Genomic DNA, 21021 nt, shown 5'->3' with positions numbered 1-21021 from the left:
TTATTTCTCCATCGGCGTGGCGTCGCGGCCGCGCAAAACGATGTCCCAGCGATAACCGAGGGCATAGGAAGGGATGGTTTTTTCCAGATCGAACGCGGCGATCAAGCGCTCCTTGGCACTGGTATCGGGCACGCAGTTGTAGATCGGGTCGTACGCCAGCAACGGGTCGCCCGGGAAATACATCTGCGTCACCAGACGCGTCAGGATGCTCGGCCCGAACAGCGAGAAATGGATGTGCGCCGGGCGCCACGCGTTGTGGTGGTTGCCCCACGGATAGGCACCAGGCTTGATGGTCTGGAACTGGTACCAGCCATCGGCGTCGGTCACGGTGCGGCCGGTGCCGGTGAAATTCGGGTCCAACGGTGCGTCGTGCAGGTCGCGGGCATGGGCGTAGCGACCGGCGGCGTTGGCCTGCCAGATCTCCACCAGAATCCCGGGCACCGGCAGACCGTTTTCATCCAGCACGCGACCGTGGATGATGATGCGCTCACCCTGTGGCTGTCCCTCGTGCTGGGCGGTCAGGTCGCTGTCCTTCTCATTGACGCGCTCGGCGCCGATGGTCGGACCGGTAATTTCCGACAACGAATGCGGCAGGAACACCAACGGTTTCGACGGCGAGCGCAGGTTGGTTGATTGGTAGGTCGGATGCAGGTACGGCGGTTGAGTGCCTTCCTGCGGACGACGGTAACCAGGCTTGTCAGTCATGAAACATTCCTCAGTTCTTATAAGTCTTCAGAGCGCGTCAGACGCGCTCGATCGCCAAAGCCAGACCTTGGCCAACACCGACGCACATGGTCGCCAGACCTTTCTTGCCGCCGGTTTTTTCCAGTTGATGCAAAGCGGTCAGTACCAACCGCGCACCGCTCATGCCCAATGGATGGCCCAAGGCAATCGCGCCACCGTTCGGGTTGACCTGGGCCGCGTCGTCCGCGATCCCCAGTTCACGCAGCACCGCCAGACCCTGGCTGGCAAAGGCTTCGTTGAGTTCGATCACGTCGAAATCGCTGACCGCCACACCGAGGCGTTCGATCAGTTTACGCACCGCCGGCACCGGGCCAATGCCCATTACACGCGGGGCAACACCGGCGCTGGCCATACCCAGCACTTTGGCGCGGGCAGTCAGGCCGTGTTTTTTCACCGCTTCGGCCGAGGCCAGGATCAACGCGGCGGCGCCGTCGTTTACACCCGAGGCGTTGCCGGCGGTGACGGTTTTGTCGGGGCCGTTGACCGGTTTGAGTTTGGTCAGGGCTTCCAGGGTGGTGTCGGCGCGAGGATGTTCGTCCTGGCTGACCACGGTTTCACCCTTCTTGTGAGCAATGCGCACTTCAACGATTTCTTCGGCGAAGAACCCGGCGGCTTGCGCAGCGGCCGTGCGTTGTTGACTGCGCAGGGCGAACGCGTCTTGATCGGCGCGGGACACCTTGTAGTCGTCGGCCACGTTGTCAGCGGTCTGCGGCATAGCGTCCACGCCGTACTGCGCTTTCATCAACGGATTGATGAAGCGCCAGCCAATGGTGGTGTCTTCGAGCTTCATGTTGCGCGAAAACGCGGTATCGGCCTTGCCCATCACGAACGGCGCACGGGACATCGATTCGACGCCACCGGCGATCGCCAGCTCCATCTCGCCGCTGGCGATGGCGCGGAACGCGGTGCCGATGGCATCCATGCCCGAAGCGCAGAGGCGGTTGAGGGTCACGCCAGGAATACTTTCCGGCAGGCCCGCCAGCAACAGCGCCATACGCGCGACGTTACGGTTGTCTTCACCGGCCTGGTTGGCGCAGCCGAGGAACACCTCGTCCACGGCGTTCCAGTCCACCGACGGGTTGCGCTCCATCAAGGCCTTGATCGGCACGGCAGCCAGGTCGTCGGCACGCACCGTCGACAAGCCACCGCCGAAGCGGCCGATGGGGGTACGAATCGCGTCGCAGATATAAACGTCACGCATCACGCTTCTCCGGGGGCTTGGCCGTGTGCGGCAGCGGTGCGGGCCTCGAGGTCGCGCAGCGCGGTCAGTTCGACTTCAGTCGGCTCGGCGGTTTGCTCGACATGGTCGGCAAAGCGAATCGCCCAACCGGTGGCCGCAACCACTTGCTCGCGGGTCACGCCCGGGTGCAGTGCGGTGACCACGAATTCGTGGGTGCCCTCCTCCGGTTCCATGATGCACAGGTCGGTGATGATCCCCACCGGACCGGCGCCTGGCAGGCCGAGACGCTTGCGCGAATCACCGCCCTCGCCGTGGCCGACCGAGGTAATGAAGTCCAGTTTGTCGACAAAGGAGCGCGACGACTGCTTGAGGATAATCAACACGCTCTTGGCGGATCCGGCAATCTCCGGCGCGCCACCGGCACCTGGCAGACGCACTTTCGGCGAGTGGTAATCACCCACGACGGTGGTGTTGATGTTGCCGAAACGGTCGACCTGCGCCGCGCCGAGGAAGCCGACGTCAATGCGCCCGCCCTGCAGCCAGTAACGGAAAATCTCGCCGGTCGGGACTACGGTGTCAGCGGTTTCCGCCAGTTCACCGTCACCAATCGACAGCGGCAGTACGCTTGGCTTGGCACCGATTGGACCCGATTCGTAGATCAAGACCACATCAGGCGAGGAAGTCAGGCGCGCCAGGTTGGCCGCTTTCGACGGCAGGCCGATACCGACGAAGCACACCGAACCGTTCTTCAGACGGCGAGCGGCGGCGACGGTCATCATTTCATTGGTGGTGTAAGTCATTACTTCGCCTCCGAAGCGGCGGCCAGTTTGGCCTGGAACTCGCTGAAGTCAGCGCTGCCGTGGATGTATTCGTTGATCCACGCGGTGAAGGTTTCACGGTCGCGGGCAATCGGGTCCCAGGCCTGGTAGAAGCGGTTGTCGCGCTCGTTGTAACCGTGGGCGTAGGAAGGATGCGCACCACCAGGTACGTGGCAAACCGCGCTCAAGGCCCAGGTTGGCAATACACAGGAGTTCATCGGTGCATTGAGGTCGTCGACGATTTCCTCAACGGTGACGATGCAGCGTTTGGCGGCCAGTGCGGCTTCTTTCTGCACGCCGAGGATGCCCCAGAGCAGCACGTTGCCCTTGCGGTCGGCTTTCTGCGCGTGAATCACGGTAATGTCCGGGCGCACCGAAGGCACGGCGGCCAGCACTTCGCCAGTGAACGGGCAGGTAACCGATTTGATCAGTGGATTGACCTTCGGCAGGTCGGAACCGGCGTAGGCACGCAACACCGCGAATGGCAGGCCGGAAGCGCCGGCGACGTAGGCATTGGCCAGGTCGGCATGGCTGTGTTCTTCGATTTCCAGCGCGTGGGGCCACTGTTTCTCTACGGCGTCACGCAGGCGATGCAGGGAGCCGACACCCGGGTTGCCGCCCCAGGAGAAAATCAGCTTGCGAGCACAACCGGCACCGATCAACTGGTCGTAGATCAAGTCAGGGGTCATCCGCACCAGGGTCAGGTCTTTCTTGCCCTGGCGAATGATTTCGTGACCCGCCGCCGTCGGGATCAGGTGAGTAAAGCCTTCGAGCGCGACTGTATCGCCGTCGTTTACGAATTGCTTCACCGCGTCGTGCAGCGAAAGGATTTCAGCCATTGGGGCAGGCTCCCGTTTATTGTTAACCGACAGTGGAAGAAGGCGCCGATGCGCAGCGCCGGAATGACTGAAGATTAAGCCCGTGCAAAACGCCAAACAATCCGATAATCGACTAACCGTTCGATTATCGAACATATTGTTGCCTGGCTATCTTTATAGCCTGCCCCCCAAAAGATCGCAGCCTGCGGCAGCTCCTACAGATTTACACATTCCCCTGCAGGAGCTGCCTCAGGCTGCGATCTTTTACTGCTACACCACTATTTCAAACCGGAATCAGGTCGCATCCGCATGACTGACCATGCCCTTGATCACCACCGCCGTCGTTGCCAGCGCCGCCGGAATCACCAGCGCCGTCAGCACCTGCTCGAAGTTCCAGCCAAGCCCCAGCAGCGTCGCACCCATCCACGCCCCGAGAATGGCGCCGAAGCGGCCGATGCCGAGCATCCACGACACGCCGGTGGCCCGCCCCTGAGTCGGATAGAACCGCGCCGCCAGTGACGGCATTGCCGATTGCGCACCGTTGACACACATCCCGGCCACCAGTACCAGGGTCGCCAGGATTGTGATGTTGCCCAGGCTCTGCCCTACCGCGTAGGCAAACACCCCGGCCAGCAGGTAGAAAGTGCCGATGACCTTGTGCGGATTGAACCGGTCCATTGCCCAGCCCACGCCTACCGCACTCAAAACGCCACCGAACTGGAACAGCGCGCCGATGAAGGCGGCCTGCTCCATGCTCGCGCCACTGTCACGCATCAGGGTCGGCAGCCAACTGGTCAGCAGGTAAACGATTACCAGGCCCATGAAGTAAGTCAGCCACAACAGCAAGGTGCCGGTGCTGTAGGTACCGGAGAAGATCACCGCGAACACATTGCGTGCCTTCACGGATTTCTGTTCCGGCACGCTGAAGCTGGACGCCTGGGCCACTACCGTCGGGTCGATCGGCGCCAGTGCCTTGCGCACTTTGTCCGTGCCGCGGTTGCGCACCACCAGGTAACGCGCCGACTCCGGCAGCCAGAACAGCAGAACGACGGCGAGGATCAGCGGCAGAACTCCGCCGATCAGCAACAGGCTGTGCCAGCCAAAGGCCGGAATGAGCTTGGCCGAGATAAATCCGCCGCCAGCCATGCCGAGGTTGAAGCCGCAGAACATGCTGGTCACCAGCAGGGACTTTTTGCGCTCAGGGGTGTACTCCGACAGCAGCGTGGTGGCGTTTGGCATGCCGGCACCCAGACCCAGGCCGGTCAGGAAGCGCAACACCAGCAACTGATCGACATTGGTGCTGTAGGCCGAGGCCAGGCTGAAGGCACCGAACAAGAGCACCGCGCCGACCAGTACGACTTTTCGCCCGAAGCGGTCAGCCAGAGGGCCGGAGCCCAGTGCGCCGAAGACCATGCCGATCAACGCCGCACTCATCACCGGGCCGAGACTGGCGCGGTCGATACCCCAGTCCTGGGACAGGGCCGGGGCGATGAAACCCATGGCCGCGGTGTCGAGGCCATCGAGGAAGACAATCAGGAAACACAGGATCACCACGCGCCACTGGTAGCGCGAAATGGGTTGGGCATTGATGAAGGACTGCACGTCGAGGCAGTTACCTACAGCAGACTGAGGCTGGTTCATTATTTTTATTCCACGGATCGCAGTCGAACGGTGTCAGCAGATGCTGACGAAGCCGCGACAGTAATGATCCGGAGGAAACAGCGTCAATTCGATAAACGCGACTCTGTGCGTTTATCGAACAGCTTAGGCAAACAGCTGGGCGCTGAGGTCTCGGCTGGCACTCAACAAACCGGGCAGGAAACGCTGCTCCAGTTCATTGCGGCTGACCCGCCCCGCATGGGTGCTGACGTTTAGGGCCGCAACCACCTGCCCGGAAGCGTCGTACACCGGGACGGCAATCGAACGCAGCCCTTGCTCGAGTTCCTGGTCGACGATGCACCAGCCTTGCAGTCGTACTTCTTGCAGGCATTCGAGTAGCGCCTCGGGGGTGTGGATCGTGCGGCTGGTCTTGGCCTGCAATTCGGCGTGGTCAAGGTATTCGCCCAGGGACGTGTCATCCAGCGCGGCCAGCAGGATGCGCCCCATCGACGTGCAATAGGCCGGCAAGCGCCCACCCACTGACAGATCCACCGAAATCAGGCGCTGGGTGGTCGCGGAGCGGGCGATGTACAAAATGTCATCACCCTCCAGCGTGGCCATGTTGCAGGCCTCGTGCAGTTGTTCGCTCATGCGGTCCAGGTAAGGCTGGGCGGAAACCGCCAGCGGCGTGGATGACACATAGGCATGACCGAGGGTCAGCACTTTGGGCAGCAGCGAATAGGTGCGGCCGTCGGTGGTGGCGTAGCCGAGCTTGATCAGGGTGTGCAGGCAACGGCGCACGGCGGCGCGGGGGATTTCCGTGCGGTGGCTGATCTGGGCGATGGTCAGGTGCCGCTTGCGCTCCTGGAACGCTTGCACCACGGCCAGGCCACGGGCCAGGGACGTCATGAAATCCGGGTCGCCGGTCAGCGCCTGGATCCGTTTGGCTGGTGAGGCAACGATGGGAGGAGCCACTGAAGCGAAGGAATTGCGCATTTGATCGTTCATACAAGGTCCTTTTACCCATTCGGATCAGCGACTATTACAAAGGGCTGGCGCCTGACGCTCAAGCCCGGCCTGCCAACTCCGTGCGATTATCGAACGATCGACCGATAATCGCAATCCACCCTATGAACAACCCGATCCACCGACACCCGGTTTTCGCCGACTCTCACCCCTATGTTTACGTTGACTCGGCACAGGACTTAATGGGGCAATCCAATTACCGAAACTTACCTGACTTAATGGCGTCAGAAAGGCATCGCAGCGATCTGGTATCAGTCGACGCTCTACTTCATTGTAAAGTTGCAGGCAACAAAACGGTCACACACCAAGAACAACTTTTAACTCTTTGGAGATAGTGTTCTTCAAATCGGCCGCTATAATACAATTTAGTAGCGCTCCGGTTTTTTACTTGCCGAACCCGCTGCCCGGCAACGCGCTGATCCATCGCCGTTGCCCGTTGCAAGCGCCAGATTCGCATTGCACAGCCTTGCCGATGCGCTTGCCGAACCAGGAAACTGAAGCTACGTCAGCTGTTTATCTCTGGTGCCGTGGCCGCCTGTGACATGGAAGTATTGATCACGTTGTTGTCAAAAACGATGCCTTGACGGCATTGTCTCATTCGACGAACGTGATCAAACGATTTGATGCAGCGCGTTTTCACCAGAATTTATCCCAACTCAATCAGGTAGCACTGTGACGAAAGACGAACTGCGCGCGGAACTAGAGCGCCAGGAACAACGTTACAAGGAAGTTTACGGCGGAGAAGTCACCACTTACGCCGCTCAGCCCGAACCGGAACGCAAACCCTGGCGTAAACGCGCCACTGTTCAGGATCAGGTTTTCCAGCAGGAAATTCAAAAAATGGAAAAGGAACTCAAAGCCGAAGAGCCATGACTGCTTCGGCCTGATCCTGACAAAGGCCTGCCTCTGCACCCGCTAAAAGCGGGATGTATGGATGCTGCCTTTCGCGCCCGCTACGAGCGGGCAGCGGCCATCACCGTCGCCGAATCCGACAGAATTCCGGGATCTGACCTATTTCTCAGATTTTTCTCACATCCGTTCAAGCCCCTCTTAACGGGCCGTGAAGGTTTTGTGACAGTGTATTTTTTCAATTAAATCAATGACTTAAAAAACGCAGCAAAACCGTGGGTTTTCAGGTACGGCGGCAAAAAAATTCGTTGAAGAATGTTACCGATGAGCAGCTAGTGCATTGATTAGCAGTCTTTTCTGGCATAATCGCGCCCCCTTATGACCGGGTCAGAAAACCTTCATGATCGATTTATTCAGCGGACTGGATGCTTGGGTGCTTGTGAGCCTCTTGCTCGCCCTGGCCTTTGTCCTCGCCTTCGAGTTCATCAACGGCTTTCATGACACCGCTAACGCGGTGGCGACCGTTATCTACACCAAAGCCATGCCGCCTCATCTGGCGGTGTTCTTCTCCGGTGTGTTCAACTTCCTCGGCGTGCTGCTGGGCGGGGTCGGCGTGGCGTATGCCATCGTCCACCTGTTGCCGGTAGAACTGCTGATCAATGTGAACACCGGTCACGGGCTGGCCATGGTGTTCTCGTTGCTCGCCGCCGCCATTACCTGGAACCTGGGCACCTGGTACTTCGGTATTCCCGCGTCCAGTTCCCACACGCTGATCGGTTCGATTCTCGGTGTGGGCCTGGCGAACGCCTTGATCAACGACATACCGTTGGCCGATGGCGTGAACTGGCAGAAGGCGATCGATATCGCCATGTCGCTTGTGTTCTCGCCGATGGCCGGCTTCCTGATCGCCGCGCTGATCCTGATCGGCCTTAAATGGTGGCGTCCACTGTCGAAGATGCACAAGACGCCGGAACAGCGCCGCAAGATCGACGACAAGAAGCACCCGCCATTCTGGAATCGCCTGGTACTGGTGATCTCGGCCATGGCCGTGAGTTTCGTGCACGGTTCCAACGATGGCCAGAAAGGTATCGGCCTGATCATGCTGGTCCTGATCGGTATCGTGCCGGCGCAGTTCGTCCTCGACCTGAACAGCACGACCTACCAGATCGAGCGGACTCGCGACGCCACGTTGCACCTGAGCCAGTTCTACCAGCGTAATTCCGAAACACTGGGCGAGTTCCTGGCCCTGGGCAAGAGCCTGGATGGCGATCTGCCGGAGAAATTCCGTTGCAACCCGCAACAGACCGAACCGACCATCACCGCCCTGCTCGGCACCCTCAAGGGTGTAGCCGACTACCACTCGCTGCCGTCGGAAAGCCGCATCGAAGTACGTCGCTACCTGCTCTGCCTGGACGACACGGCGAAGAAAGTCAGCAAGCTGCCAACGCTCGCCCCCCGTGAAAAGGCTGACCTGGACAAACTGCGCAAGGACCTGACCACCACCACCGAATACGCTCCGTTCTGGGTGATCCTGGCGGTTGCACTGGCCTTGGGCCTGGGCACCATGGTCGGCTGGAAACGCGTGGTACTGACCATTGGCGAGAAAATCGGCAAGCAAGGCATGACCTACTCCCAAGGCATGTCGGCGCAGATCACCACCGCCAGCCTGATCGGCATGGCCAACATCTTCAGCCTGCCGGTTTCCACCACCCACGTGCTGTCCTCGGGCGTGGCGGGCACCATGGTCGCCAACAAGAGCGGCCTGCAAAGCGGCACCGTCAGAACCATCCTGCTGGCCTGGGTATTGACCCTCCCAGCCACCGTGGCCCTGTCGGCCGGGTTGTTCTGGCTGGCCTCGAAGGCCCTTGGCAGCTGATAAGCAGCCAAACCAGAAAAGGCGCGCTCCGCAAGGAACGCGCCTTTTTTATTGCTGCCAAAACACCACACTCCCCCTGTAGGAGCTGCCGCAGGCTGCGATCTTTTGATTTTATTTTTAAGAAGCAAGATCAAAAGATCGCAGCCTGCGGCAGCTCCTACAGGGAATATCGTACAAATCTGCAGACAAAAAAAAGGGCAACCGAAGTTGCCCAAAATGCCTTGCGTGCTCATTACATCTGGAAAGAACTGCGGTTATTTCCGCTTGTGCGAATCCTTCCAGATAAAAAGTCCGAACCCTGCAAAAAATACAAACATGAGGCTGACAGTCAGCACTCCGGCGATCACCACGTTGTCGAAAAACATGACGCGTCTCCTGTACCTGCCCTGTTGCGATAGGGCTAAGTTAACCAAACGGGCAGGAGAGAATATTGACCGGGATCAATGTCGCCCGAGACTGGGCAAGAGGAAGGGAGAAGTTTGACCCGCATCAATGAATGCGGGGGGATTTCAGCGTTTTTTCGGTTTGTTCTTCGGCTTTTTTTTAGCCTTGCCCAACGGCATGGCCTGTTCGAACGCCTGGCGAACTTCATTGAGCCGCTTTTCATTGAGGTCATGAACGCGCTTGGCGCGCTCGGCATTGAGGTCAATCAGTTTGTCGTCTTGGCTCATGGCGGTCAGTGCATCGCTTGAAATGAGTTTCAGCTGCCGTAGCGGTCGGCAACCCTGCGCTAATAATGCGGCTTGATGACTGAGCTGACCAGCCTGCGCTCAAATCTCGATATCGACCCACAGCCCCTGCCGCGGCTGATCTTCCATCAGCGGTGCCACCGGCACGGTGTTATCGGCATTGAGTTCATCCCCGGGAATCGCCATGTGAGCCTCGGGGTCATGATCGGCCTCGTGGCGACGTCGTTCCTGCTCCTGTCTGCGGCGCTGTTCCTCGCGCAGCACCAGCCCGTCCTCTTCAGGATTGCGCTTTTGCAGGTCGATCGTACTTTCACTGGAGCTTTCCTGCACCGGCACCACCGGAGGAATATCCGGACGCTGACGGATCGGGTCGGTCTGTGAAGTGATCGGCACGGCACTCAAGGGGAGCATCGGTGGCAGCATGGTTTTCAGTCTCCTGTCAGCAGGCTGTCGGCTGCGGGGATGGCGACTTGAGCCATCGGTCGCAAACTGTGACTCATTTGGCACTCATTAGTGCACCGGGCGGCGCGTCATGCACAGGTGGACTAACGTATGACTGTGAGTTTTTCTGAGAGTCCTTTGGCCCTGAAGCCCTCATTCCGTTAAGATAGCCCGCTTTTTCAGGTGGGAGTCAGGCAGCATGGCGCAGCAGTATCAACCGGGGCAACGCTGGATCAGTGACAGCGAAGCCGAGCTGGGTTTAGGCACCGTTCTGGCACAGGACGGCCGCTTGTTGACCGTGCTCTATCCGGCCACTGGCGACACTCGCCAGTACGCGCTAAGGAATGCGCCCCTCACCCGTGTGCGGTTTTCGCCCGGTGATTCCATCACTCACTTCGAAGGCTGGAAGCTGACTGTTCGCGAAGTCGATGACGTCGATGGCCTGCTGGTTTACCACGGCCTCAACGGACAGAACGAAGTGGTCACCCTGCCGGAAACCCAACTGTCGAACTTCATCCAGTTCCGCCTGGCCAGCGACCGTCTGTTCGCCGGCCAGATCGACCCGCTGGCCTGGTTCTCCCTGCGCTATCACACCCTGGAACACACCAGCCGCCAGTTGCAGTCCGCCCTTTGGGGCTTGGGCGGCGTGCGTGCGCAACCGATCGCGCACCAGTTGCACATTGCCCGCGAAGTCGCCGACCGTATCGCGCCACGGGTTCTGCTGGCCGACGAAGTGGGCCTGGGCAAAACCATCGAAGCCGGCCTGGTGATCCATCGCCAATTGCTCTCGGGCCGTGCCAACCGCGTGCTGATCCTGGTTCCGGAAAACCTGCAGCACCAGTGGCTGGTCGAGATGCGCCGCCGCTTCAACCTGCAGGTCGCTCTGTTCGACGAAGAACGCTTCATCGAAAGCGATGCCAGCAACCCGTTCGAAGACACCCAGCTTGCGCTGGTCGCGCTTGAGTGGCTGGTGGACGACGAGAAGGCCCAGGACGCGCTGTTCGCGGCAGGCTGGGACTTGCTGGTGGTCGACGAAGCTCACCACCTGGTGTGGCATGAAGATCAGGTCAGCCCTCAATATTCGCTGGTCGAGCAACTCGCCGAAACCATTCCCGGCGTGCTGCTGTTGACCGCCACCCCGGAACAACTGGGCCAGGACAGCCACTTCGCTCGTCTGCGCCTGCTGGATCCGAACCGTTTCCATGACCTGCAAGCCTTCCGCGCCGAGAGCGAAAATTATCGCCCGGTGGCCGAAGCCGTTCAGGAACTGCTCGACAAGGGACGCCTGTCGCCTGAAGCGCACAAGACCATCCACGGTTTCCTCGGCAATGAAGGCGAAGCCCTGCTGACCGCGGTCAATGATGGCGACACTGAAGCCAGTGCCCGTCTGGTGCGCGAACTGCTCGACCGACACGGCACCGGCCGCGTACTGTTCCGTAACACCCGCGCCGCCGTGCAGGGTTTCCCGGAGCGCAAGCTGCACCCGTACCCGCTGCCGTGCCCGGACGAATACCTCGAACTGCCGTTGGGCGATCACGCCGAGCTGTACCCGGAAGTCAGCTTCCAGGCCCAACCGGACGCCAGCGAAGAGGAACGCTGGTGGAAGTTCGACCCGCGCGTCGAATGGCTGATCGACCAGCTGAAGATGCTCAAGCGCACCAAAGTACTGGTGATCTGCGCCCACGCCGAAACCGCCATGGACCTGGAAGACGCCCTGCGCGTGCGTTCCGGCATCCCGGCCACGGTGTTCCACGAGGGCATGAACATCCTCGAGCGTGACCGCGCCGCTGCCTACTTCGCCGATGAGGAGTTTGGCGCGCAAGTGCTGATCTGTTCGGAAATCGGCAGTGAAGGTCGCAACTTCCAGTTCTCCCATCACCTGGTGCTGTTCGACCTGCCGTCCCACCCGGACCTGCTGGAACAACGCATCGGTCGTCTGGACCGGATCGGCCAGAAGCACATCATCGAACTGCACGTGCCATACCTGGAAACCAGCCCGCAAGAGCGCCTGTTCCAGTGGTACCACGAAGCGCTGAACGCATTCCTCAACACCTGCCCGACCGGCAACGCCTTGCAGCACCAGTTCGGCCCGCGCCTGCTGCCACTGCTCGAAGAAGCCGACGATGGCGAATGGCAGGCGCTGATCGACGAAGCCCGCACCGAGCGTGAACGTCTGGAAGCCGAGCTGCACACCGGTCGCGACCGTTTGCTGGAGCTGAACTCCGGCGGCGCGGGCGAAGGCGATGCGCTGGTGGAGGATATCCTTGAGCAAGACGATCAGTTCGCGCTGCCGATCTACATGGAAACCCTGTTCGACGCCTTCGGCATCGACAGCGAAGACCATTCGGAAAACGCACTGATCCTCAAACCGAGTGAAAAAATGCTCGATGCCAGCTTCCCGCTGGGCGATGACGAAGGCGTGACCATCACTTACGACCGTAACCAGGCGCTGTCTCGCGAAGACATGCAGTTCATCACCTGGGAGCACCCGATGGTCCAGGGCGGCATGGACCTGGTGCTGTCCGGTTCCATGGGCAACACCGCCGTGGCGCTGATCAAGAACAAGGCACTCAAGCCGGGCACCGTGTTGCTGGAACTGCTGTATGTCAGCGAAGTGGTTGCCCCGCGCTCGCTGCAACTGGGCCGTTACCTGCCGCCGGCCGCCCTGCGCTGCCTGCTCGACACCAACGGCAACGACCTGTCGGCCCGCGTGTCGTTCGAGACCTTGAACGACCAGCTCGAAAGCGTGCCGCGTGCCAGCGCCAACAAGTTCATCCAGGCCCAGCGTGACCAACTGACGCCACGGATCAACGCCGGTGAAGCGAAGATCCTGCCGCGCCACACTGAACGTGTCGCCGAGGCGCAACGTCGCCTGGCCGCCGATACCGACGAAGAACTGGCGCGCCTGACCGCCTTGCAAGCGGTCAACCCGACCGTGCGCGACAGCGAACTGGTGGCCCTGCGCAAACAACGCGAGCAAGGCCTGGCCATGCTCGACAAGGCTGCGCTGCGACTGGAAGCGATTCGAGTATTGGTGGCGGGTTAACAACCCTCTTCCACCGCTATAAAAAGAAGGCCCGCAGTGATGCGGGCCTTTTTTGTTTATCTGGTTTTTGTAGTGATGCGCAGGGCCTCTTCGCGAGCAAGCCCGCTCCACACTTGATCTGTGGCGTTCACAAAACCAATGTGGAGCGGGCTTGCTCGCGAAGGCGGTTAAGCAGTCACTGCAGAACTGTCAGGCTCAACCACCGCCACCAACCCTTCCTTCATCCGCTTGGCATCGCGCACGAAACACCGTGAAGCCAGGAACAGAAACACCACGGTGAACAACAGCGCCACCGGAATCAGGTACATCGCGTCATGCAGGCCGACTGCTTTAAACGCCTCGGTCATCTGTTCCGCGCCCGCCGCAAGCATCGCCGTGTGGGCGAAGTGATCCGACAAGGCCCCGACCACCACCGGCCCCAGGCCACCGCCCAACAGGTACAGCCCGGCAAAGAACAGCGCCATCGCCGTTGCCCGCAAACGCGGTTCGACCACATCCTGAATCGCCGTGTACACGCAGGTGTAGAAGTTGTAGGCAAACAACCAACCCAGGCTAAACACCGCAACAAACACACCGATCTCGATTCGCCCGGAATGCAACGCCCATGCGGTGCAAACCGTCGAAATCACCAGGCTGAAGGCGGCAAACAACAGCCTCCCGTTGGCGACCCGCTGGTGAATCTTGTCCGCAATCCAGCCTCCGAGGGTCAGGCCGACCAAACCGGTCACGCCGACAATAACCCCGGTGGCGACCGCGGCATCCTGCAACGGCATGAGGAAGTAGCGTTGCAGCATCGGTACCAGAAACGAGTTGCAGGCATAGGTAGCGAAGTTGAAACACAGGCCGGCCATCACCAGCCACAGGAAGGTTGGCACAGCCAGTACCCGCCGGATCGGTCGATCGATCTTTTCCTGCGAAACCTGAACGCTCTCGGCGGCGCCGCGCTTGGGTTCCTTGATGAAAAACATGAAGATCGCCAGGATCAGCCCGGGCACCGCCGCGATAAAGAACGGCGCGCGCCAGCTATCAAAGGCCTTGACCATCCAGCCAATGGTGAAGAACGCCAGCAACAGCCCCAATGGCAGCCCCAACATGAAGATCCCCATGGCCCGCGCCCGGCGGTGAGCCGGAAACAAGTCGCCGATCAGCGAGTTGGCGGCTGGCGCGTAGCTGGCCTCGCCAATGCCGATGCCCATGCGCACGATCAGGAAGCTCCAGAAACTGCCCACCATGCCGTTGACGGCGGTCAACCCGCTCCACACCGCCAGCCCCCAGCCCATCAGTTTGCTCCTCGAACCGGTATCGGCCATGCGCCCCAGCGGCAAGCCGGCAATGGCGTAGACGATGGTGAATGCCGTCCCGATGATCCCCAACTGGAAATCACTGAGGTGCCATTCCATGCGAATGGGTTCGATGATGATGGCCGGGATGGTGCGGTCGAAAAAATTGAACAGGTTGGCCAGGAACAACAGGAACAGAATGCGCCAGGCATTGGCCGCTTGGGTCGAGTTCTGCATGGGTCCGTCTCTTTTATTGTTTTTGGGGCGTCACTGCCCCCGGACTTTGCAATCTAGACAGGCCGGCCACGACTGTCTTTCATTATTCGCCAGGCTGATATCAACCCATCGCGCACCGCCGCTCCCACAGGGTATTTCGTAGCCCGTCCAGCCTATGAAAAATACCTTTGAGCCCCCCTTCCCAAGCCGTTGGCGAAGCCTAGAATAGCGGCCTTGTTTCCCCCCTGTGTCTCCACTTTTCCTTAGATAATTGCCCATGTCCGAAGCCAGTCCGTGTCTGAATTGCGGTGCCTGCTGTTCTCACTTTCGCGTGTCATTTTTCTGGGGTGAATGCGCCTCGTCCGGGGGGACGGTACCCGATGAGCTTGTCGAGCAGATCAGCCCCAGTCGGGTCGCGATGCTCGGCACCGGCTGCAAACCCGTACGCTGCACCAGCCTGGTCGGAGACGTGGGCAGTACGGTGCAGTGCTCGATTTACGAAAAACGCTCCAGCACCTGTCGGGAATTCGACGCTTCCTGGGTCGATGGCCTGGCCAATCCCGATTGCGATGCGGCCCGTGCCGCTTTCGGCTTGCCGGCACTGCAACCTGCGTTCGAGACGCCTCAGAAGCAAATCGCCTGACTACTAGCACTAATCGCTATCAGGCTAATGTCAAAATCATTGGCACCAATGTGCCACTACCGCTTGCGCTCCATCCACGCCCTCTATACTCCAAGGCATTCGCCGTCGCCACTTGCGCCGGCCTGAAGGATAACGATGGGGCATGCTATGGAGTGGCTTGGTTTGCATTTCATTACCGAGCTACCAGAGAGCGGGCAGGTCATACTCAATTGCACACATGACCCTTTTCTGGTGCTGCTCGCTTATCTGGTCGCCTGTGTCGGCTGTTTCGCGACACTGGACATGGCCGAACGGGTTGCTCACGCTGAGAAATCCGCGTCCAAGACACTCTGGCGCTGGGTGGGCAGCGGATGCCTGGCCGGCGGTATCTGGGCCATGCACTTCGTCGGGATGCTGGCCTTCCAGGCGCCTGTCGATCTTCACTACCAACTGCCTGTCACGCTGTTTTCGCTGACCATCGCGCTGCTCGCCGCGTGGCTGGCCATGCATACCCTCAGCCTACCGGACTTGAGTTTGCAGCGCTGTCTCAAGGCATCGATCGGAATCGGCCTGGGCATCGCGACCATGCATTACGTGGGCATGACGGCCATGCACTCCGAGGCCTCGGTCTATTACCATCCGGGCCTGTTCGCCCTTTCCATCGCGATCGCGATCGGTGCCGCGCTGGCCGCCTTATTGCTGGCATGGTATCTGCGCGACGGCGTCGGCATGCTGCATCAGCTCTTTAAATGCTGCGCCAGCCTGGTGCTCGGGGCGGGTATCCTCGGCATGCACCTCACGGCCATGGCCGCTTTCAACCTGGTGCTGCCCAGCGACAGCGTGCCGGTGCAATCCGGCGAACACAGCCACCTGCAACTGGCACTGACCGTGACGGTCATGGCCCTGCTGATCATCGGCAGCAGCATCAGCGCGGCACTGGCGGACAAAAAACTGCAACACAAGGACCACGACCTGCAACGGGTCAACTCCCTGCTCAGCCAACTGGACCAGGCGCGCATGTCGCTGCAACAGGTGGCGCACTACGACGCGCTGACCAACCTGATCAACCGCCGCGGGTTCAACCAGATCTTCGCCGAAAAACTCATCGAGAAAACCAACGAAGGTGGAATGCTGGCGGTCCTGTTCCTGGACATCGACCATTTCAAGCGGATCAACGACAGCCTTGGCCACGATGCCGGTGACGAACTGCTAAAGGTGCTTGCCGGGCACATCAAGAGCTCGATTCGCAGTCACGAGGACGTGGTCGCGCGCTTCGGTGGTGACGAGTTCTGCCTGCTCATCGATCTGCGTGATCGTGAAGAAGCGCGGCATATGGCCCAACGCATCATGCTCAAGATGAAGGAGCCCATCGAGCTGGCCGGCAGGCGCATGGTCATGACCACAAGCATCGGCATCAGCCTGTTTCCGGAGGACGGCAAGACCTGTGAGGAACTGTTGAAGAACGCCGATCTGGCGCTGTATCAATCCAAAGGCAGCGGTCGCAATGGACTGAATTTTTTCAGCGCCAACCTGAAGACCCGCGCCACACTCGAGCTGCAACTGGAAGAGGAGTTGCGCCACGCCCTGCGTGAAGACACCGGTTTGATGCTCTATTACCAGCCCATCTATGACCTCAAGACCGGCCAGGTCAGCAAACTCGAAGCCTTGATCCGCTGGCAACACCCGGTCCACGGTTTTCTCGTACCGGATCGTTTTATCGCCATCGCCGAGGCCAACGGCCTGATCGCCGAGTTGGACAATTGGGTGCTGCGCAAGGCCTGCGAAGACTTGGGCGAGTTGTCGCGCCAAGGCTGTGAGGACCTGAAGATCGCCGTGAACTGTTCGCCCCTGAACCTGGCGCGCGAAGAACTGGCCGATGAAATCGAATACGCATTGCGAGCCTCCGGTGTGCAGCCCCACCGGCTCGAACTGGAGGTTACCGAAAACGCCTTGATGGGCAATATCGCCAACACCCTGGTGCTACTGCGGCAGATACGCGCTCTCGGCGTTTCGCTGTCGATCGATGACTTCGGCACCGGCTATTCATCCCTGGCCTACCTCAAGCGCTTGCCGCTTAACACGCTGAAAATCGACCGTTCGTTCATCCAGGACATTCCCAAGGCGACCCAGGATATGGAGATTGTCCAGGCCATCATCGTCATGGCCCATACCCTGCACCTGCAAGTGGTCACCGAAGGGGTCGAAACCTTCGAGCAGTACCAATTCCTGGAAAACCACGGTTGTGACTTCGTTCAGGGCTATCTGCTGAGCCGGCCAGTGCCACTGGCCGAGTTGCTTCCGGTGCTGAACGAAATCAACCAGCGCAAGGACACCTGCACCGTCACGACGCTGAGCCTGGCTCACGGTACATCTGCACTAATGTAGACGGGTCCTTTTCAAGGAAACCCTGACTTCCATGCAGGCGCATCAACTGCGCGGCCAGGCCGCTGATCGGTGTTGCCGAGCCTTGCTCACGGGAAAACTTCACCGCTGTATCCAGATCCTTGAGCAAGGTGCGCACATGCCACTTGACTGGCTCGAAACGGTTTTGCGCCATCTGCGGGGCCAGGATCTGCAAGGGTTTCGAATCGGCAAAGCCGCCGGCCAGCGCTTCGGCGATCAGGCTGGCATCGACCCCGGAACGCTCCGCCAGCGCGACCACTTCGGCAATCACCAATGCATTGCAGGCGACGATCATCTGATTGCACGCCTTGGTCACCTGCCCTGCCCCGACGCCGCCCATGTGTGTTACACGCTGCCCCAGGTTCAACAGCACAGGCCGGACCCGCTCCAGATCCTGTGATTCACCGCCGACCATGATCGCCAGGCTTCCAGCCTCGGCACCGACCACGCCGCCGGACACCGGCGTGTCGAGCCAGCCCATGCCCGTTCTAGCGGCAAGTGCTGCGGCCATTTCCCGCGTGGCGTTGGGCTCCAGGCTGGAGAAATCCACCAGCAGCTGGCCCTTTTTTGCGCCCTCCACAACGCCTGCCGGACCAAATACCACCTCGCGTACGACCGAAGTATCCGCCAGGCACAGCATCACCACGTCAGCGTGCCGGCACAGCTCGGCCGGACTGGCGACCTGACGCGCGCCCGCCTCCACCAGCGGCCTGCACTTGTCCGGATTGCGATTCCACACCGCCAGCGGGTAACCCGCGGCCAGCAGGCGCCGGCACATCGGCAGCCCCATCAGGCCGATCCCGGCAAACCCTAGCGAAGGTAGCGTTGACATCATTTTGCCTCTTCTTGATTAAAGATCACCGAATATTGGCCGATTCATCATGACTTAGGAAAGGATTCACCCCGAGCAATACTCAGGCTAAAGACCAAGGCATGGTCCAAGTACGCGCTGAAAAAAGACGCGATTGTATTCCGTGACGGTTCGACGACTGCGAGTCGGCCAACCAATCAGCCCAGGTAGATGGCGAACAATGACTTCTAAAAACAACCCGGCCACTGCGGTAACCGATCTGACGTTGAGCCCCGCGGCCAACAGCCCGTCATCACCGAAGCCATTGATTCAATCGCGCCCGTTGGCGACCCAGCAATACCTCTACTTCACCGAAACCAACACCGACCGCATCCTCGACAACCTCGACGGCCTGCGCGACATGGTGTTCCCGCGCGCACCGCACCTGGAAGGCGACAGCGAACAGCACAGCGATCAGGAATTCCCGTCGGTGTGCCTGATCGGCCTGGGCCGCTGCGGCTCGAACATTGCGCTGGACGTGGCGGAGCTTGTGTATAACGCCCGCAAGTTCTACCTCAATGAATTCAACAACGAAGATCGCCTGTCGCCGGACAAGCGTTTTACCGAAAAGGGCTACAGCCCGGCCCAGTGGATCCGTAACAACCTGCGCCTGGGCCAGAACAAAAACACCAAGCCAGTGTTTCTGGTCGAGCCGCTGGTGATGCTCGGGGACCTGGACAAAGACATCGCCGGACGCATCCGTTTCTCGCGCAAGGGCGAAAAAAGCGGCTTCCTGCGCGACTACAGCAAAATGAAAATCATGGACCTGTCGGAAGTCCATGCCGGTGGCGCCGGTAACGCGCCGATCCTCGGCCAGTACCTGGCCAAGATCATCCTGAACAAGGACACCCAGCGTTTCTCCAGCCCCGACTGGAAGATGATTCACTCGTACCTGATCGACAGCTGTGGCATCAAGGCCAACCAGTCGCGCCTGTATTTCTCGATCTTCAGTGCCGGCGGCGGTACCGGCTCGGGCATGGCCTCGGAATTCGGCCTGGCCCAGCAGCATTCGTATATGAACAAGACGTTCGACACCAAGCCGATGGACGAGCACGACAGCAAGAGCGGCCACTCCTTCGTCTTCGAACCGATCTTCACCAGTGGCATCTGTGTACTGCCGAACATTTCCGATCACCGCAGTGAAATGTCCGAGGCGTTGCACATCAACGCCGGTCGACTGCTGTGCAAATACCTGTCGGAAGAGTGGGACTTCTCCTACAACTTCGCCAACGAAGACAGCAGCGAAGCCAGCGTCATGGGCCGCATCCGCCCGTGGAACGCGATGATGCTGATCTCCAACGACATCATGCGTTACGCCGAAGAGAACGATGACGGCAACATCCAGAACATTGATGTCAATGCCATGGAAAAGCACGCCAACCAGTACATCTCGCAGCAGATCTTCAACATTCTGACGGCGCAGGCAGTTACGACTGACTACGACCAGAACTATTTCCGTCGCGCCGGCATCGATATCGGCGAAACCATCCGCCTGGACGCCAATGACCTGTTCATGAGCCTGGCCGGCCCGGTGGCGATTGCCTACGCCGAGTCCGTGGTGCCGGAAACCCCGGCACCGAGCAGCGACAAATTCAAAGTGTTCGAGAAAGAGCCGCAGCGCCTGAACATCGACGACCTGTTCTTCCGTTCGATCGATCTGCCGCACTTCAACAAGGTCACCCAGGCCATCGAAGGCATCAGCCTGTTGCCGATCGAGTCCAAGCGCTATCGCGCGTCGCTGGAACAGTACAAGAACTCGGGTTACGACGCGGCGGCCCTGCATGACCTGCACTTCTTCAAGAATTGCTCGTCGGTGGTGTCTATCGTTTCGTTGCCGAAGGACTACAAGCTGTCCTACATGGATTTGAACCGGTTGAAGACCCACCTCAACAGCCTGTTCCCCAACACCACACTCAAGCGCTACGCGTTGGTGATCGGTGCTTCGGCCAACCTGTCGCTGACCACCCTGATCGCCAAGAGCCCGTGCCTGTCGGACGACTTCCTGACGCTGATCGTGGCGTTCATCAAGCGCTGCTTCGCGAAAAACCCGTACCGATTCGACGAGACCCTGGACAACTCGATCCTGGACTTCATCATCAACGAACAATTCGATGAAGACCGCATCGACGAATTGCTCAACGAATTCGAGAACCCGGCGAAGATCCTCGATACCAACTGGTACGCGATCAAGCCGATGTACGAGAAGAAGTACCGCGAACTGATCAACGACAAGGAAAAATTTGTCTCGATCAATGACATCCGCCTGTCCCGGGATTGCGTGAAGAAATCGATCAAGTACCTGCGCGAGATCTACCGTCACCGCATCGGCAAGACCAAGGTTATTTCGTTGAATAACCATACGGGCAAGACGGCTTGATGAGGTATGCCTGAAAAGATCGCAGCCTTCGGCAGCTCCTACGGGCTGCGGTTCACATGACACCGCAGCGCGCCTTTGTAGGAGCTGCCGAAGGCTGCGATCTTTTGATCTGATCTTTTGATCTTTTATCCAACATTCAGAAACAATTGAGCAGACGTTCAGCTGCCCTCCCAACTGTTCCCGTTAC

17 protein-coding genes are annotated in these 21021 nt (G+C 59.7%); 6 read left to right on the top strand and 11 right to left on the bottom strand.

Features of this window, described 5'->3' with window-relative positions; genetic code table 11:
- The 6 genes from pcaH to pcaR all read right to left on the bottom strand — a co-directional run bounded on the left by pcaH (position 1) and on the right by pcaR (position 6167).
- Positions 1–705, bottom strand: a complete 705-nt coding sequence (gene pcaH / locus ACM6IT_RS20095) for a protocatechuate 3,4-dioxygenase subunit beta (protein ID WP_056720805.1) — start codon at positions 703–705, stop codon at positions 1–3.
- Between the two features lie 37 nt (positions 706–742).
- Positions 743–1948 (bottom strand): 3-oxoadipyl-CoA thiolase, encoded by a 1206-nt coding sequence (gene pcaF, locus ACM6IT_RS20090; RefSeq protein WP_414918552.1) that lies wholly within the window; start codon positions 1946–1948, stop codon positions 743–745.
- The gene (locus ACM6IT_RS20085; protein WP_056720807.1) at positions 1945–2724 is read right to left on the bottom strand and encodes a CoA-transferase subunit beta; all 780 of its coding nucleotides are present in this window, start codon (positions 2722–2724) and stop codon (positions 1945–1947) included. Before ACM6IT_RS20085 ends, pcaF begins: the two co-directional genes overlap by 4 nt.
- The gene (locus ACM6IT_RS20080) at positions 2724–3581 is read right to left on the bottom strand and encodes a CoA transferase subunit A (protein ID WP_008054173.1); all 858 of its coding nucleotides are present in this window, start codon (positions 3579–3581) and stop codon (positions 2724–2726) included. Before ACM6IT_RS20080 ends, ACM6IT_RS20085 begins: the two co-directional genes overlap by 1 nt.
- A 273-nt stretch (positions 3582–3854) precedes the next feature.
- Positions 3855–5201 (bottom strand): MFS transporter, encoded by a 1347-nt coding sequence (locus ACM6IT_RS20075; protein ID WP_056720808.1) that lies wholly within the window; start codon positions 5199–5201, stop codon positions 3855–3857.
- A gap of 123 nt (positions 5202–5324) precedes the next feature.
- Entirely contained in the window at positions 5325–6167 is an 843-nt protein-coding gene (pcaR, locus tag ACM6IT_RS20070) for a pca regulon transcriptional regulator PcaR (RefSeq protein WP_008054175.1), read from the bottom strand.
- A 690-nt stretch (positions 6168–6857) separates the two neighbouring features.
- Between pcaR and ACM6IT_RS20065 the strand changes: the two genes are divergently transcribed.
- Positions 6858–7058: a hypothetical protein gene (locus ACM6IT_RS20065; protein ID WP_008054177.1), complete on the top strand. Its 201-nt coding sequence runs from the start codon at positions 6858–6860 to the stop codon at positions 7056–7058.
- 376 nt (positions 7059–7434) lie between these two features.
- Complete coding sequence (locus ACM6IT_RS20060) at positions 7435–8910, top strand: inorganic phosphate transporter (RefSeq protein ID WP_056720812.1); 1476 nt, start codon at positions 7435–7437, stop codon at positions 8908–8910.
- Between the two features lie 254 nt (positions 8911–9164).
- On the opposite strand, the gene ccoM is transcribed toward ACM6IT_RS20060, so the two are convergent.
- The 3 genes from ccoM to ACM6IT_RS20045 all read right to left on the bottom strand — a co-directional run bounded on the left by ccoM (position 9165) and on the right by ACM6IT_RS20045 (position 10022).
- Positions 9165–9275, bottom strand: a complete 111-nt coding sequence (gene ccoM / locus ACM6IT_RS20055) for a cytochrome c oxidase subunit CcoM (RefSeq protein WP_007976669.1) — start codon at positions 9273–9275, stop codon at positions 9165–9167.
- A 144-nt stretch (positions 9276–9419) separates the two neighbouring features.
- Positions 9420–9581: a hypothetical protein gene (locus tag ACM6IT_RS20050; RefSeq protein ID WP_008074569.1), complete on the bottom strand. Its 162-nt coding sequence runs from the start codon at positions 9579–9581 to the stop codon at positions 9420–9422.
- A 99-nt stretch (positions 9582–9680) separates the two neighbouring features.
- Complete coding sequence (locus ACM6IT_RS20045) at positions 9681–10022, bottom strand: hypothetical protein (RefSeq protein WP_056720814.1); 342 nt, start codon at positions 10020–10022, stop codon at positions 9681–9683.
- 217 nt (positions 10023–10239) lie between these two features.
- On the opposite strand from ACM6IT_RS20045, the gene rapA reads away from it, so the two are divergent.
- On the top strand, positions 10240–13086 hold the full coding sequence (gene rapA, locus ACM6IT_RS20040) for an RNA polymerase-associated protein RapA (RefSeq protein ID WP_056720815.1): 2847 nt from the start codon (positions 10240–10242) through the stop codon (positions 13084–13086).
- A 167-nt stretch (positions 13087–13253) separates the two neighbouring features.
- Here rapA and ACM6IT_RS20035 read toward each other — a convergent pair whose 3' ends face one another.
- The gene (locus ACM6IT_RS20035) at positions 13254–14603 is read right to left on the bottom strand and encodes a spinster family MFS transporter (protein WP_414918551.1); all 1350 of its coding nucleotides are present in this window, start codon (positions 14601–14603) and stop codon (positions 13254–13256) included.
- A gap of 256 nt (positions 14604–14859) precedes the next feature.
- On the opposite strand from ACM6IT_RS20035, the gene ACM6IT_RS20030 reads away from it, so the two are divergent.
- Positions 14860–15225, top strand: coding sequence for a YkgJ family cysteine cluster protein (locus ACM6IT_RS20030; protein WP_046043993.1), 366 nt, complete (start codon positions 14860–14862; stop codon positions 15223–15225).
- Between the two features lie 147 nt (positions 15226–15372).
- Complete coding sequence (locus ACM6IT_RS20025) at positions 15373–17589, top strand: putative bifunctional diguanylate cyclase/phosphodiesterase (protein WP_414913842.1); 2217 nt, start codon at positions 15373–15375, stop codon at positions 17587–17589.
- Here the strand turns inward: ACM6IT_RS20025 and ACM6IT_RS20020 are convergent.
- Positions 17546–18442, bottom strand: a complete 897-nt coding sequence (locus tag ACM6IT_RS20020; RefSeq protein WP_414918550.1) for an NAD(P)-dependent oxidoreductase — start codon at positions 18440–18442, stop codon at positions 17546–17548. The two genes, ACM6IT_RS20025 and ACM6IT_RS20020, sit on opposite strands and share 44 nt — an antisense overlap.
- A gap of 196 nt (positions 18443–18638) precedes the next feature.
- On the opposite strand from ACM6IT_RS20020, the gene ACM6IT_RS20015 reads away from it, so the two are divergent.
- A complete protein-coding gene (locus tag ACM6IT_RS20015) occupies positions 18639–20834 on the top strand; it encodes a hypothetical protein (protein ID WP_056720819.1) in 2196 nt (731 codons plus the stop codon).
- The last annotated feature ends 187 nt before the right edge of the window (positions 20835–21021 follow it).

This window comes from Pseudomonas sp. IT-P4 (assembly GCF_949767755.1).
Classification (GTDB): domain Bacteria; phylum Pseudomonadota; class Gammaproteobacteria; order Pseudomonadales; family Pseudomonadaceae; genus Aquipseudomonas; species Aquipseudomonas monachiensis.
The sequence above is the reverse complement of the archived record's forward strand: the minus strand, read 5'-3'. Positions and strand labels throughout refer to the sequence as shown.